General features: G+C 70.9%; 12 protein-coding genes. 6 read left to right on the forward strand and 6 right to left on the reverse strand.

Annotated features, from left to right (window positions below):
- Positions 1–114: 114 nt before the first annotated feature.
- Positions 115–2,607, reverse strand: coding sequence for a polynucleotide kinase-phosphatase (locus ACLJQE_RS23395; protein WP_410641443.1), 2,493 nt, complete (start codon positions 2,605–2,607; stop codon positions 115–117).
- Entirely contained in the window at positions 2,604–3,971 is a 1,368-nt protein-coding gene (locus ACLJQE_RS23400; RefSeq protein ID WP_410641444.1) for a 3' terminal RNA ribose 2'-O-methyltransferase Hen1, read from the reverse strand. The genes ACLJQE_RS23395 and ACLJQE_RS23400 overlap by 4 nt, the downstream gene beginning before the upstream one ends.
- A 66-nt stretch (positions 3,972–4,037) precedes the next feature.
- On the opposite strand from ACLJQE_RS23400, the gene ACLJQE_RS23405 reads away from it, so the two are divergent.
- Positions 4,038–6,014 carry a thioredoxin domain-containing protein gene (locus ACLJQE_RS23405; RefSeq protein ID WP_410641445.1) on the forward strand — a complete coding sequence of 659 codons (1,977 nt, stop codon included), beginning with the start codon at positions 4,038–4,040 and terminating at the stop codon, positions 6,012–6,014.
- A 113-nt stretch (positions 6,015–6,127) separates the two neighbouring features.
- Positions 6,128–6,685, forward strand: a complete 558-nt coding sequence (locus ACLJQE_RS23410; RefSeq protein WP_410641446.1) for a hypothetical protein — start codon at positions 6,128–6,130, stop codon at positions 6,683–6,685.
- Positions 6,686–6,781: 96 nt separating this feature from the next.
- On the opposite strand, the gene ACLJQE_RS23415 is transcribed toward ACLJQE_RS23410, so the two are convergent.
- A complete protein-coding gene (locus tag ACLJQE_RS23415; protein WP_410641447.1) occupies positions 6,782–7,210 on the reverse strand; it encodes a hypothetical protein in 429 nt (142 codons plus the stop codon).
- 17 nt (positions 7,211–7,227) lie between these two features.
- The gene (locus ACLJQE_RS23420) at positions 7,228–8,097 is read right to left on the reverse strand and encodes a DUF6745 domain-containing protein (RefSeq protein ID WP_410641448.1); all 870 of its coding nucleotides are present in this window, start codon (positions 8,095–8,097) and stop codon (positions 7,228–7,230) included.
- 282 nt (positions 8,098–8,379) lie between these two features.
- Between ACLJQE_RS23420 and ACLJQE_RS23425 the strand changes: the two genes are divergently transcribed.
- On the forward strand, positions 8,380–10,269 hold the full coding sequence (locus ACLJQE_RS23425; protein WP_410641449.1) for an acyl-CoA dehydrogenase: 1,890 nt from the start codon (positions 8,380–8,382) through the stop codon (positions 10,267–10,269).
- A 69-nt stretch (positions 10,270–10,338) separates the two neighbouring features.
- On the opposite strand, the gene ACLJQE_RS23430 is transcribed toward ACLJQE_RS23425, so the two are convergent.
- Positions 10,339–11,097 (reverse strand): DUF2382 domain-containing protein, encoded by a 759-nt coding sequence (locus tag ACLJQE_RS23430; protein ID WP_410641450.1) that lies wholly within the window; start codon positions 11,095–11,097, stop codon positions 10,339–10,341.
- Positions 11,098–11,406: 309 nt separating this feature from the next.
- On the opposite strand from ACLJQE_RS23430, the gene ACLJQE_RS23435 reads away from it, so the two are divergent.
- Together ACLJQE_RS23435 and ACLJQE_RS23440 are read left to right on the forward strand one after the other, a co-directional pair.
- Complete coding sequence (locus tag ACLJQE_RS23435) at positions 11,407–11,880, forward strand: carboxymuconolactone decarboxylase family protein (RefSeq protein ID WP_410641451.1); 474 nt, start codon at positions 11,407–11,409, stop codon at positions 11,878–11,880.
- A 152-nt stretch (positions 11,881–12,032) separates the two neighbouring features.
- The gene (locus ACLJQE_RS23440; protein ID WP_410641452.1) at positions 12,033–12,425 is read left to right on the forward strand and encodes a hypothetical protein; all 393 of its coding nucleotides are present in this window, start codon (positions 12,033–12,035) and stop codon (positions 12,423–12,425) included.
- Between the two features lie 227 nt (positions 12,426–12,652).
- Here the strand turns inward: ACLJQE_RS23440 and trhA are convergent, their stop codons facing one another.
- On the reverse strand, positions 12,653–13,294 hold the full coding sequence (gene trhA / locus ACLJQE_RS23445) for a PAQR family membrane homeostasis protein TrhA (RefSeq protein WP_410641530.1): 642 nt from the start codon (positions 13,292–13,294) through the stop codon (positions 12,653–12,655).
- Between the two features lie 113 nt (positions 13,295–13,407).
- Here trhA and ACLJQE_RS23450 point away from each other — a divergent pair, with 113 nt between their 5' ends.
- Positions 13,408–14,184 (forward strand): isoprenyl transferase, encoded by a 777-nt coding sequence (locus ACLJQE_RS23450; RefSeq protein ID WP_410641453.1) that lies wholly within the window; start codon positions 13,408–13,410, stop codon positions 14,182–14,184.
- Positions 14,185–14,280: the final 96 nt, after the last annotated feature.

Consider the following 14,280-nt stretch of genomic DNA (forward strand, 5'->3'; position numbering starts at 1 on the left):
CCCCAATGTGGCCTTCGGTGCGTTGGACGCACCCAAGGTGGCCTTCGGTGCGTTGGACGCACCCAAGGTGGCCTTCGGTGCGTTGAGCGCACCCAAGGCCACATTGGGGCGCAGTCAGAGCCGCGGGTCCACCGGGTCCGATTCCAGCGCGAGCACCGCGAACACGCACTCGTGCACCCGCCACAGCGGCTCGCCCCGCGCCACGCGCTCCAGCGACTCCAGGCCCAGGGCGTATTCGCGCAGCGCCAGCATGCGCTTGCGGTTCAGCCCCCGCTTGCGCAGCCGCTCCAGGTTCTCCGGCAGCGTGTAATCCGGCCCGTAGATGATCCGCAGGTACTCGCGGCCGCGCACCTTCACCCCGGGCTGGACCAGCCCGCGCGTCCCGCGGGTCAGGTTCGCCGCCGGCTTGACGACCATGCCCTCGCCGCCCGCCGTCGTCAGTTCCTCCCACCACGAGACGCCCCGGGCGACCGATGCGTCGTCCAGCAGGTCGACCTCGAGCGTCCGGGTGCGCTGGAACCGCGGCCCGGTCAGCAGGTCCAGCCGCGAGAGGTGCCAGGCGTGCGGCCGGTCGTGGTAGGCCTTCCCCTCGGACGCCAGCAGCTGGAACGGCGCCAGCCGGACGCCGTCCAGGCCCGACGTCGGCCAGCAGTAGCGCCGGTACGCCGTCCGGTAGGAGTCCACTGTGGAGGATCGTGATGCGGTCCGGGCCATCAGGTCGCCGACGTCGATGCCCCGCGCGGCCGCGGTCGCCATCGCCGAGACCGCCGAAGGCAGCACCGCCTGGGCGGCCGCGCCCACCGACGCATATTGAGAAGCGATCAGCGAACCGGCCTTCGCGCTCCACGGCAGCAGCTCGGCGTCGAGCAGCAGCCAGCCCGAGCCGAGCTCCTCGAACAGCCCGGCCGCCGCCGTGCGCACGTCTGCCAGCAGCTCAGCGTTCTGCGCGGCCGGGAAGAACGGGCGTCCGGTCCGCGTGTACACCGCGCCGCCGCCGCGGATCCCGAAGCGGCGGTACGCCACCTCGTCGTCCCGGCAGACCAGCACGACGGCCCGTGAGCCCATGTGCTTCTCTTCGCACAGCACGGCTTCGACCCCGGCCGCCCGGTACTCGGCGAACGCCTCCTCGGGGTGCTCCAGGTAGTCCGAGCGAGCCGACGTCGAACACGGCGCCATCGTCGGCGGCAGGTACGCCAGCCACCGCGGGTCGACCGCGAACCGGCTCATCACCTCCAGCGCCGCCGCCGACTGCTCCGCCGAGACGCCGACCCGGCCGTGGTGCGCGGTCTGCACGATCCGCTTCCCGGTGACGTCGCCCAGCTCCAGCACCGCCGGCTCGCGCCCGGCGAGCGGCCGGGACGCGTCGAGCGGGCGGGACGGCTCGTACCAGACCTTGTGCGCCTGCACCGAGACGACTTCGCGCTCCGGGTAGCGCAGCGCGGTCAGCTTCCCGCCGAACACGGCGCCGGTGTCGAGGCACATGGTGTTGTTGACCCACTCCGGCTCCAGCGTCGGCGTGTGCCCGTAGAGGACCATCGCGGCTCCGCGGTAGTCGCGCGCCCACGGCAGCCGCACCGGCAGGCCGTACTCGTCGGTCTCGCCGGTCGTGTCGCCGTAGAGCGCCATGCTGCGCACCCGCCCGGACGCGCGTCCGTGGTACCGCTCGGGCAGCCCGGCGTGCGCGACGACGAGCTTCCCGCCGTCGAGGACGTAGTGCGCGATGAGCCCGTCGCAGAACTCGTGGACGCGACGGCGGAACTCCTCGCTCTCCGCGCCGAGCTGCTCCAGCGACTCGGCGAGCCCGTGCGCGACGTTGACCTTCCGCCCGTGCAGCGCGCGCACCAGCTTCTGCTCGTGGTTCCCGCACACGACGAGCGCGTTCCCGGTCGAAGCCATCCCCATCACGCGCCGCAGCACGCCCGGGGTGTCCGGGCCGCGGTCGACGAGGTCGCCGACGAACACCGCGGTCCGCCCGTCCGGGTGCACGCCGTCGGCGTACCCCAGCTCGGCCAGCAGTTCCTCGAGTTCGGCCGCGCAGCCGTGGACGTCGCCGATCACGTCGAACGGCCCGGTCAGGTCACGCTTGTCGTTGCGCAGCGGCTCGACGACGATCTCCGCCTCGGCCACCTCGGCTTCGGACCGCAGCACGTGCACGCGCCGGAAACCCTCGCGCTCCAGCGACTTCAGCGATCGCTGCAGCTCACCGCGCTGCCGCCGGATCACGTGGTCGCCGAAGTCGCGGTCGGGCCGTGCGGCGTTGCGCGCGGCGCAGACGGCGACCGGCAGGTCCAGCACGATCGCCGTCGGCAGCACGTCGTGCTCCTTCGCGAGCTTCACCAGGCTCGCCCGCGAAGCACGTTGGACGTTCGTCGCGTCGATGACGGTCGTCCGCCCGGCCGCCAGCCGCTTCGCCGCGACGTAGTGCAGCGCGTCGAAGGCGTCGGCCGAGGCCGACTGGTCGTTCTCGTCGTCGGCGACGAGCCCGCGGAAGAAGTCGCTGGAGAGCACCTGCGTCGGTGCGAAGTGCGTGCGCGCGAACGTCGACTTGCCGGAGCCGGAAGCGCCGACGAGCACGACGAGCGACATGTCGGGAACGGTCAGCTTCACGCGGCCACCTCCTCGTGGGTGGTGAAGACCGCCATTTGGGTCGGCGGTCCCGATTCCTGGTCCTCCGGTCCGATCGGCAGGTACCGGACGTCGTAGCCGCGCCGGGTCGCGACGCCGTCCGCCCAGGCGCGGAACTCGGCTCGGGTCCATTCGAACCGGTGGTCGGCGTGCCGGAAATGCCCCATCGGCAGGAACTCGAACAGCCGGTTGTACTCCGCGTTGGGTGTCGTGACGAGCACGGTGCGCGGCGCCGCGACGCCGAACACCGCGTGCTCCAGCGCCGGCAGCCGCTCCTCGTCGACGTGCTCGACGACCTCCATCAGCACGGCGGCGTCGAACCCGGCCAGCGCCGGGTCGGCGTAGGTCAGCGCGGACTGCCGCAGCGTGACGCGGGAACCGTCCTTCAGCCGCTTCTCCGCGATGTTCAACGCGCCGCTCGAGACGTCGACGCCGACGATCTCGGTGAACGACCGCTCCTTTTCGAGGACGCGCAGCAGCGCGCCGGAGCCGCAGCCGAGGTCCAGCACGCGCCGGGCGCCCGCGGCCCGCAGCGCGGCGAGCACGCTGCCGTGGCGCTGCGACGCGAGGCTTTCCGGCTTGTCCGGGACCTCCGTGACCAGCGCTTCGGCTTCCGCCGGGACGTCGTCCGCCTCCGCCAGCCGCGAAAGCGCGTACGTGACGACCGGGCGGCGCCGCTCGAGGTAGCGGTTCGTGATGAGCGTCCGCTCGGGGTGCCCGGCGAGCCAGCCGTCGCCGGCGCGCAGCAGCTTGTCGGCCTCGTCCTGGCCGACCCAGTAGTGCTTGTCGCCGTCGAGCGCCGGCAGCAGCACGTAGAGGTGGCGCAGCGCGTCGACGACCCGCTGGGTACCGGTGAGCCGCAAGTCGACATAGTGACTCTCGCCCCACTGCGGGAACTGCGGGTCGAGCGGGATCGGCCGGGCCGAAACACGCCAGCCGAGCGGCTCGAACAGCTTGTGCACGACCTCGGCCCCACCGCGGGCGGACAGCGACGGCAGGTGGATCTCCAGGTCGAAGGCCTCGTCGACCAGTTCCGGACGCGCGGTGCACCGGCCCGCGAGCGCCGTCGTGAACGCGGCCCGCAGCGCGACCGCGAGGTACGAGCCCCCGGCGTACGGCCGGTCGTTGACGTACTGGGTCAGCGACGTCCCGCCCCCGCGGACGAGCCCGACCGGGTCGATCTCGACGAACAACGCGGCGGTGCAGCGTCCGGGCGCCGCCTCCGGGTAGAAGACGTGCGCGGTGCCGGCGGACAGCGCGACCGATTGCGCCTTCTCCGGATGCTTGTGCAGGAGAAAGCCCAGGTCGGTGGCGGGGTTCCGGGTTGTCGTGATGGTCAGCAGCACCGGCACAGTGTGGCCGAGGAGCCGGTGACCGCGCGCCCGGTTTTCCCCGGGTGCCACCCTGGACACATGAACCGCCTCGCCAGCGCGACCAGCCCGTACCTGCTCCAGCACGCGGACAACCCGGTCGGCTGGTGGCCGTGGGGGCCCGACGCGCTCGCCGAAGCGAAACGGCGGAACGTGCCGATCCTGCTTTCGGTCGGGTACGCCGCCTGCCACTGGTGCCACGTCATGGCGCACGAGTCGTTCGAGGACGCCGGCACCGCGGCCCTGATGAACGGCAACTTCGTCAACATCAAGGTCGACCGCGAGGAGCGGCCCGACATCGACGCGGTGTACATGGCTGCCACCCAGGCGATGACCGGCCAGGGCGGCTGGCCGATGACCTGCTTCCTCACCCCGGACGGCGAGCCGTTCCACTGCGGCACCTACTACCCGCCGTCGCCGCGGCCGGGCATGCCGTCGTTCCGGCAGCTGCTCGCCGCCGTCACCGAGGCGTGGCAGGAGCGGCCGGACGAGCTGCTCGACGGCGCCAAGCAGATCGTCGCCCACCTCGCCGAGCAGACCGGGCCGCTCCAGGAGTCCGTCGTGGACGAAGCGGTGCTCGCCGGCGCGGTCGGGAAGCTCCAGCAGGAGGCCGACAGCGTCAACGGCGGGTTCGGCCGCGCTCCGAAGTTCCCGCCGTCGATGGTCCTGGAGTTCCTGCTGCGCCACCACGAGCGCACCGGATCGGCGGTCGCGTTGTCCCTTGTGGACTCGACGGCCGAGGCGATGGCCCGCGGTGGCCTGTACGACCAGCTGGCCGGCGGCTTCGCCCGCTACTCCGTCGACGCCGAGTGGATCGTGCCGCACTTCGAAAAGATGTTGTACGACAACGCGTTGCTCCTTCGGTTCTACGCTCACCTCTGGCGGCGCACCGGCTCCGCCACGGCGTTGCGGGTGGCCACCGGAACGGCGGAATTCCTCTTCGAGAGCTTGCGAACGCCTGAAGGCGGCTTCGCGTCTTCGCTGGACGCGGACACCGAAGGCGTCGAAGGCCTGACGTACGTCTGGACGCCGTCGCAGCTGCGTGACGTCCTCGGCGAGGAAGATGGCGCGTCGGCGGCCGAGCTGTTCGGCGTCACCGACGAGGGGACGTTCGAGGACGGCGCGTCGACGTTGCGCCTGTTCGGCGAGCTGCCGGAGCCGATGCGCGTCAAGCTGCTGGAGGCGCGGGCGAAGCGGCCGCAGCCGGGCCGCGACGACAAGGTGATCGCGTCCTGGAACGGGCTGGCGATCACGGCGCTGGCCGAGGCGGGTGCCGCCCTGGATCGTCCACAGTGGATCGACCGGGCGCGGGAGGCGGCCGAGCTGCTGCTGCGGGTGCACGTCGTCGACGGACGGCTGCGGCGCAGCTCGCGCGACGGCGTCGCCGGCGAATCCGCCGGCGTGCTGGAGGACTACGCCTGTGTCGCCGACGGGTTCCTGGCCCTGCACCAGGCGACGGGCGAGGCGAAGTGGCTCACCGAAGCCACCCGGCTGCTCGACGTGGCGCTGGCCCGCTTCGCGTCCCCGGACGTCCCCGGCGCGTACTTCGACACGGCCGACGACGCCGAGACGCTGGTCCAGCGCCCGGCCGACCCGGGCGACAACGCGAGCCCGTCTGGGGCGTCCGCGCTGGCCGGGGCGCTGCTGACGGCGTCCGCACTCGCGGGCCACGCCGATTCGGCCCGGTACCGCGAGGCGGCCGAGCAGGCGCTGCGCCGGGCCGGAGTGCTGGCCGGGCGGGTGCCGCGGTTCGCCGGGCACTGGCTGTCGGTCGCCGAGGCCCTGCAGGCCGGCCCGGTGCAGGTCGCGGTGGTGGGTGCGGACGCCGCGCTGCGCCTGGCGGCGGCCCGCGGGGTGCACGGCGGCGGCATCGTGCTGGCCGGCGAGCCGGACGCGCCGGGCGTGCCGTTGCTGGCCGACCGCCCCCTGGTCGACGGCGCCCCGGCGGCGTACGTGTGCCGGGGGTACGTCTGCGACCGCCCGGTGACCTCCGTGGAGGAGCTGACCGCCCGGCTCTGAGCATCACTTTCACCGGGAAAGTGGCGCATTGCGCTCTGGGTGAACGCCGTGCCGATCACCGTGTTTTCGACGTACCTTCGGTAGCGATGTAATCATGTAATCGGAGGTACGACATGGGACGCGGATGGCGTGGAGGCCGAGGCTGGCAGCAGGCCGAGGTACCGCCGGCGGACGACGCGGCGGCCTGGTTCGGCGGCCGCCTGCCCGACGGCTGGTTCACGGGCGCACCGGAGGTCACGGTCGACCGCGAAGAGATCATCGTGGTCGGCGAGCTCCCGGCCCTGGCGGAGGAGCACGCGGACGACGCGGCCCGCGCGGCGGCCGAAGAGGGCCGGATCAGCCGGTACCGCGAGGAGACGCGCGACGAGCGCATCGAGATCGCCCGCCAGGCGGAGCACCGTTACCAGCGCAAGGTGTCCTGGGGTGCCCGCCTGGGTGGCACGACGGCGCTGTTCACAACGCACTCGGCGCCGGTGATGACGCGGCTGCGCCAGCCGGAACGCCTGGTGCTGGACACGCTGGTGGACGCGGGCGTGGCCCGGTCGCGTTCGGACGCGCTGGCGTGGGCGGTCCGCCTGGTCGGCCAGCACGCGGACAGCTGGCTGGGCGAGTTGCGGGAAGCGATGACCAAGGTCGACGACCTGCGCTCGAAGGGCCCCGACCTGGGCTGAACGTCATGAACGACCCGTTCATGACGTCCGGCGTACGGAACGGGTCGTTCACGACGGCCGGGCGCCACCCCCCTCGCGTGGCGCCCGGCCTGGCCCTCAGTCCGCGATCAGCACCGGCTTCCGGAACCCGGCCCCCAGCTCCCGCTGCCGCCGGACGAACCACGCCCCGGGTGCGATCCCGGTCTCCCCGTGCTCCGGGTGGATCAACCACGCCGGTGCGGTGTTCTCGAACGCCGCGATCGCGAGCCGCTCGGGATCGCCGAGCCAGGTCGTCAGCCGGCACGTCCCACGGTCGGCGACGAGTGTGTGCGGGTTGTTGCCCGCTTCGCCGCGGACGAGTTCGCGGCCTTCCGCGGGCAGTGGCCACCAGTCGCGGCGCGAGGGCACCGAGCCCAGCAACGCCAGCGGCAGCACGAGCAGGTCGCCCTGGGCCTGGAGCCCGTCGATCACCGGGACGGTGACCTGGCGGTCCAGGTGGCCGAGGACGTCGAGTCCGGTCCGGTCGAGCAGTTCGGCAAGGAACATGTGATCACCTCGGGAAGTCAGGTCCGGCGCTGCAGGCGCGCGTACTGGGCTCCGGTGAGCCCGTACGACCAGCCGGCCGCGTCGAGGGGATGGTCGAATTCGGCGGGCACGCGCAGCCCGTAGCGACGGCGGGTGCCGTCGCGCTCCACGGAGCCGTTCACCGCCAGGAGCAGCCGCGAAGGCGCGTGCCACTTCTGCGGCGGCAGGTCGTAGAGCTGCAGTTCGCAGCCGGGGTTGCCGGGATCGGGCGCCCGGCTCAGGATCCGCAGCCCGGCCTGCTCGATGTAGGCCGTCCAGCCGAGGTGTTCGACGGCGCAGCGGCGCACTTCGACGTTGAACTCGCGGTTGATCCGGTCCGCGGTGGGGTCTTCGATCACCCAGGACGGCACCCGCGTGCCGTGCCAGGCGTGTACGCCCCAGCCGTCGGGGTAGACCACCGCGGGCCCGGTCTCGCTGTGCAGCCGGTGTTCGTCGTCGGTGTGGATCGCCAGGGGTCGTTCCGCGACGACGCAAACGCCGTCGCGCGGCCACCACCAGCCACACGAGCGCACGAGGGCCGCCCACGGTTCCAGCTCCGGGTCGGCCGAACCGGGCGGTACCCAGTAGGCGTCCTGCTGCCCGTACCAGTGCAGGCCCAGCGAATCCGGAATGGCGGCCCGGATCAGGCCGGCCACGGATTCCTTGACGTGCTGCCGCGCCTCGGGTGAGACGTCACCCCGGCGTTTCCGCAGCGCGGCCACCCGCGTCGCCATGCGGGCTTCCACCGGCTCGGGCGTCGCCGACGGTCGCAGCCGCGGCACGGCCGCGTTCGGGGAAAGCACCCAGACGAACTCGGGCGGTGGTTCGCCGAGCAGCGCGTAGAGCCGGGTGATGGCGTCTTCGGCCACGGGCCGATCAGCGGAGTACGTGCAGAAGGCGTGGCTCAGCCATTGCGAGATATCGGAAATTCGGCGGTCCGGCCGCCGCGAGGCGCTCAACGCGCGAGGGCGCGCACGCCCTTTCGAATCGACATGCTGCGATCATGACAGCCTTTTCGTCGATCGCGCAAGCCTGGACCTGACGGCACTCGCGCGCCTGGAGTTTTCTGAACCTGCGGGATCGCCGACGCTGCGGCAGGCTTACTACCAACGAGTAGGAAAGCTGGCCGTTCGTCCTTTCCGGAGGTAGCCGTGGACGTTCCCGAAATGCCCTCGAAGGTGGATCCGGACGCACTGACCGCCGTCCTCGACGGGCGCTGGGCCGAACTGCGCCGCGGGGTGCGGGCGCAGATGGCCGATGCGGAGTTCCGGGACCCGGTTGACCTCGGCATCGAGGCGCACCGCGCCCAGGTGCTCGACCAGCTGCGTGCGCTCGCCGCCACCGACCGGCCCGGCCTGGGCTTCGACCCGGTGTACGGCGGCGGTGGCGACGTCGGCGGCTCGGTGACGTCGTTCGAGATGCTCGGCTACGGCGACCTGTCGCTGATGGTGAAGGCCGGCGTCCAATGGGGCCTGTTCGGCGGCGCCGTCCAGCTGCTCGGCACCGAGCGCCACCACGAGCGGTACCTGCGCGCGATCATGGACCTCGACGTGCTGGGCTGCTTCGCGATGACCGAGCACGGCCACGGCTCCGACGTCCAGCACCTGCGCACCACGGCGACGTTCGCGGACGGCGGCTTCGTCGTCAACACGCCGGATGCCATGGCGCGCAAGGAATACATCGGCAACGCGGCCCGCGACGGCCGGCTCGCGGTGGTCTTCGCCCAGCTGGTGACCGGCGGCGAATCACGGGGTGTGCACGCGTTCCTCGTGCCGATCCGCGACGACGACGGCGCGCCGCTGCCGGGCGTGTCCATTGAGGACTGCGGGCCGAAGGCCGGCCTCAACGGCGTCGACAACGGACGATTGGGCTTCGACAACGTGCGGGTGCCGCGCGAAGCCCTGCTGAACCGCTTCGGTGACGTCGCCGAAGACGGGACGTACTCGAGCCCGATCGAAAGCGACAGCCGCCGGTTCTTCACGATGCTGGGCACGCTGATCCGCGGCCGGGTGAGCGTCGCGGGCAGCGCGGGCAGCGCCACGAAACGCGCCCTGACGCTGGCCATCCGCTACGGCGAGGTCCGCCGCCAGTTCGCGAAGCCGGACGGCGACGAGGTCGTCGTCCTGGACTACCTGGCCCACCAGCGGAAACTGCTGCCGGCGTTGGCGAGGACGTACGCGCTGCACTTCGCGCAGGAAGAGCTGGTCTGGAAGCTGCACGACATCGACGCGTCGGCGCCGGAGGAGGAGCAGCGCGAGCTGGAGTCGCGCGCCGCCGGGCTGAAGGTCCTCGCGACGTGGCACGCGACGTCGGCGATCCAGACCGCACGCGAGGCGTGCGGCGGGGCGGGCTACCTCGCGGAGAACGTGCTGCCCGGGCTGAAGGCCGACACCGACGTCTTCACGACGTTCGAAGGCGACAACACGGTGCTGCTGCAGCTGGTCGCGAAGGGTCTGCTGACCAGCTACAAACAGGATTTCGAGGATCTTTCACCGCTGGCGACGGCCCGGTTCGTCGCCGAGCAGGTGGTCAGCGCGGTGCTGGAGCGGACGTCGGCCCGCAAGGCGGTCGAGTCGCTCACGGTGGGCTCCGACTCGGAGGTCTTCTTCCGCCGCGAGTGGCAGCTGCGGCTGTTCGAGGACCGCGAAGACCACGTCGTCGAAGGCGTGGCGAAGCGCCTGCGCAAAGCGGCGTCCGACCCGTTCAGGGTGTTCAATTCGGCGCAGGACCACGTGCTGCGCGCGGGCCGCGTCCACGTCGAACGGCTGGTCCTGGAAGCGTTCGCGGCGGCGGTGGAGCGCTGCTCGGACCCCGACGCCCGTTCACTGCTGGAGCGCGTCTGCGACCTGTACGCGTTGTCGGCGATCGAAGAGGACCTGGCGTGGTTCCTCGGCCACGGCCGCCTGACGGCGTCGCGCGCGAAGGCCGTCACGTCGGCGGTGAACCGGCTGTGCTCGGAGCTGCGTCCGCACGCGCGCACGCTGGTGGACGCGTTCGCGATCCCGGAGCAGTTCCTCGCGGCGCCGATGCTGACGTCCTGACCGTTCACCCGTAGTGGTGCCCCAGACGGGTGGCCGGTATCGGGGCCCGGCCACCCGCCCGGGAGCCTTTCACGACCGGCGGCGCCCGCGGTCGTCGTCGGTGACCTCGAACTGTTCCTTGCGGACCTTGCCGGACACGGTCTGCTCGTCGCTGACCGTCTCCTTACGCAGCCGCGCCCGCTCGACCGGCACGGTTTCCTTGCGCACCACGGGCTTCTCGGCGTGCAGCACCATGTCCTGCTCGGCCTCGCCGATCTCCGCCGTGCCGTCGCCGCGGGTGACCGGCTCGCGTTCGACACGCACCTCTTCGTGCCGCACCGGTACCGTGACCTGCTGCTCTTCGGTGACGACGTACTTGCGCAACCGCACGTGCCCGGTCTCGACCTGCTCGGTCCCGACGTTCAGCCGCTCCTCGGAGCGCGTCATGGCCCGGTCGTCGCGCTTGTCGCGCCCGCCCATGGCGGCCTTGCCACGGTCCGTGCCGCGGTCCATCCGCCCGTCCGGCGACGTGCGCGGCACCGGCAGGCCGTAGTGCTGGTAGAGCTGCGTGCTTTCTTCGGGCGAAAGGTGCCCGTCGGCGTCGATGCGGGGCGCGTCGGAGACGCGGTCCTTGTCGACCCGGACGTGGACGCCGTCCTTGTCCGTGTGCGCGCCCGAAAGCGGGACGAAGCTTTCCTTGGTGCCGAACAGGCCGGTCTTGACGGTGATCCACTCGGGCTGGTGCGTCGCGTCGGCGAGGTAGACGTTGCCGACCTTCCCGAGCTTGTTGCCCTCCGGGTCGACCACGGCGCTGTCGATGAGTTCTTCGGGCTGCAGGGTCCTGGCCATCGCGGTCGTGCTCCTTCCGCTCTTCGCTTCCTTGGACGGGCCAACCGTCGGCCGTGCCGGCGAGCACGGCAACCGTCGTGGTGTTCCCGTGGGTGACCCCTGAACGTGAGCGTTTGAAGCGTCTCCGGCGGGCCAGGTGCGGCGGCGTCCGCAGGTGGAGCGCGGTGCCGCCGGCGTGACCGGCCGCCGTCACGGGGCCGCGAAGGTGTGGACCTGAATTCGGCGTGACGGGCGTCACTCACGGGGCTGTCACAACGCCGTCGCCCGGGTCGTCAAGGGGGTGAAGCAGACGATGGAAGGGGAACGACCATGGAAGCCCGGATCAACATGTTCGAGAACGAGGTCACCGCCAAGTTCGCCAAGCGCCTGATCGCCGCGAGCCGCCCGTTCGAGGAGTCGTCCCTGCCGAAGGCGACGCAGGAGCTGGTGAAGATCCGCGCCAGCCAGATCAACGGCTGCGGGATGTGCCTCGACATGCACACGAAGGACGCGGCGGCCGCCGGCGAGACGGCGGTCCGCCTGGCGATGGTGGCGGCGTGGCGCGAAGCGGTGGTGTTCACCGAGGCGGAGCGCGCGGCCCTGGCGCTGGCGGAGGAGGGCACGCGCCTGGCGGACGCGCACACCGGCGTCAGCGACGAGACGTGGGACGCGGTGCGCAAGCACTACGACGACGAGCAGATCGGGGCGCTGATCGCGCTGGTGGCGACGATCAACGCGTGGAACCGGCTGAACGTGATCGTCCGCAACCCCGCGGGGGAGTACCAGCCGGGGATGTTCGGCTGAGGACGTTTCACCCGCCGTGCGGCGTCTGTCCAGCTGGGACGGTGACACCCGCACGGCGGTGGAACCCCCAACCGTGGCACAGTTCCGCGCCCACCGCCCGGCGTAAGGTGGTTGAGTGCCGGGACGGGTGATGTTGTCCAAACCATCGAGTGATGTCGATAAAGGACGGCGGCGGACTGTCCGATGATTTTATCATGATGAAAAAGACGCTCTTCGCAGCCGCACTGATCGGTGGCGCCATGCTCGCTGTTGCCGCGCCGGCTTCCGCCGGCGAGGGTCACCACCCGGGCGGCGGCGGCATCAGCATCGGCGACAACCTGTGCGCGGCTCCGTGGCAGTGGAACGGTCCCATCGAGGCGCTGCACGCGGGCCACGCGCCCTCGTACGCGGCTTGCAACAACAACTCCACCGGTGCCGGTCACGGTGGCATCAGCATCCTCAACAACGCGTGCCTGCTGCCCTGGCAGTGGAACGGCCCGCTGGAGCTGCTGACGGTCAACCACAACCCGTCGTACGTCGCCTGCAACGGCAACTCGGCAGGCTGATCGGTAGTCGTGGGGTGGTTGCTTGAGTGTGCATCAACCACCCACCGGCTCATCCCTTTCAAAGCGCGGCCATTCACTCGATCCTTGAGTGAGTGGTCGCGCTTTTACGCATTGATTCGACGGCGCGATTCATCCGCGCCGCTGGGGCTGGCGCGTGTCGACGAAGGCCAGCAACAGGTACCACGGACACTGACCGGCGCGGGGACTCAGGCGTACATGGCCAGCCGTCAGGCGTACATGGCCAGCCAGATCGCGATGTAGTGCGACACCGCCGCCAGCACCGTGCACGCGTGGAAGAACTCGTGGTACCCGAACGTCTCCGGCCAGTGGTTCGGCCACTTCACGGCGTAAAACACCGCGCCCAGCGTGTAGAACAGCCCGCCGACGCACAGCAGTACCAGTGCGCCCACTCCGGCGTGGGTTGCCAGCTCCGGGAACACGAACACCGCGACCCAGCCCAACGCGATGTAGATCGGCACCCCGAGCCACCGAGGCGCGTTCGGCCACAGCATCTTCAGGGCCACACCGGCGATCGCGCCGCCCCAGACGATCGACAGGATCACGTAGCCCGTCGGCTTTGACATCGCCAACAGCGTGAACGGGGTGTACGTACCCGCGATGAACAGGAAGATCATCGAGTGGTCCGCGCGCTTCATCCACTTGTACGCGCGGGGGCTCCAGAACCGGCGGTGGTACAGCGCGCTCACGCCGAACAGGCCGAGCACCGTCAGGCCGTACACCGACGTTGCCAGGGTGGCGATCGGGGACACTGTGGACGCCGCCAGGCTGATCAGCGTGGCCGCCGCCGCGAGGGCGCCGAAGAACGTCCAGAAGTGGATGTGCCCGCGCAGCCGGGGGCGGAGGTCCACTACGGGTTCGGGTGGTTCCGTCGACAGGCTCACACATCCAGGTTACGACAGCGTCGGTTCTCCAGTAGTGCTCAAGTCACACGCCTCACACCGGGTGCGTACGCTGACTCGACGTGAGTGTTCGCTCCTTCTTGTCCGACGTCGTGTACAGCGCCTACGGCAGGCGCCTCATCCAGCAGGCCGCCGGGCGGCATCCCCGGCACATCGCCATCATGCTCGACGGCAACCGCCGCTGGGCGAGGGAAGCGGGCTTTACGGACGTTTCGGACGGTCATCGCGCCGGGGCGAAGAAGATCGCGGACTTCCTGAGCTGGTGCCAGGAGGCCGACGTCGAGGTCGTCACCATGTGGCTGCTGTCCACCGACAACCTCAACCGCGACCCGGACGAGCTCACGCCGCTGCTGAAGATCATCACCGACGTCACCGACGAACTCGCCGCGCCCGGGACGCCGTGGCGGCTGCGGATCGTCGGTGCGCTCGACCTGCTGCCCGCCGATGTCGCGAAGCGGCTCAGCGAGGCCGCCGTCCGGACCGAGGGGCGGACCGGGATGGAGGTCAACGTCGCGGTCGGCTACGGCGGGCGCCAGGAAATCGCGGACGCCGTGCGCAAGCTGCTGCGCCAGCACGCCGACGAGGGAACGTCCATTCACGAGCTGGCGAAGATCCTCGACGTCGACCACATCTCCGAACACCTCTACACCTCGGGCCAGCCGGACCCGGACCTCATCATCCGCACGTCGGGCGAGCAACGGCTTTCCGGGTTCCTGCTGTGGCAGTCCGCGCACTCGGAGTTCTGGTTCACCGAGGCCTACTGGCCCGCCTTCCGTCGTGTCGACTTCCTGCGCGCCATCCGCGACTACGCCTGGCGGCACCGCCGGTTCGGCTCCTAGCGCCCGGCAAAAACCGCTGGTCACGGACCCTGGAGCGCACCCAGAGTTGATTTCGGACGACCGACGGTGAGATGACGATCTGGCGAATCACCGTGT

The sequence above is a fragment of the Amycolatopsis sp. lyj-346 genome (assembly GCF_046548975.1).
In the GTDB taxonomy this organism is placed as follows: domain Bacteria; phylum Actinomycetota; class Actinomycetes; order Mycobacteriales; family Pseudonocardiaceae; genus Amycolatopsis.

Excerpts from the sequence above, each read along its gene's own strand:
- ACLJQE_RS23405 (WP_410641445.1), top strand. The coding sequence starts at position 4,038 with ATGAACCGCCTCGCCAGCGCGACCAGCCCGTACCTGCTCCAGCACGCG.
- ACLJQE_RS23410 (WP_410641446.1), top strand. The coding sequence starts at position 6,128 with ATGGGACGCGGATGGCGTGGAGGCCGAGGCTGGCAGCAGGCCGAGGTA.
- ACLJQE_RS23415 (WP_410641447.1), bottom strand. The coding sequence starts at position 7,210 with ATGTTCCTTGCCGAACTGCTCGACCGGACCGGACTCGACGTCCTCGGC.
- ACLJQE_RS23430 (WP_410641450.1), bottom strand. The coding sequence starts at position 11,097 with ATGGCCAGGACCCTGCAGCCCGAAGAACTCATCGACAGCGCCGTGGTC.
- ACLJQE_RS23435 (WP_410641451.1), top strand. The coding sequence starts at position 11,407 with ATGGAAGCCCGGATCAACATGTTCGAGAACGAGGTCACCGCCAAGTTC.
- ACLJQE_RS23440 (WP_410641452.1), top strand. The coding sequence starts at position 12,033 with ATGTCGATAAAGGACGGCGGCGGACTGTCCGATGATTTTATCATGATG.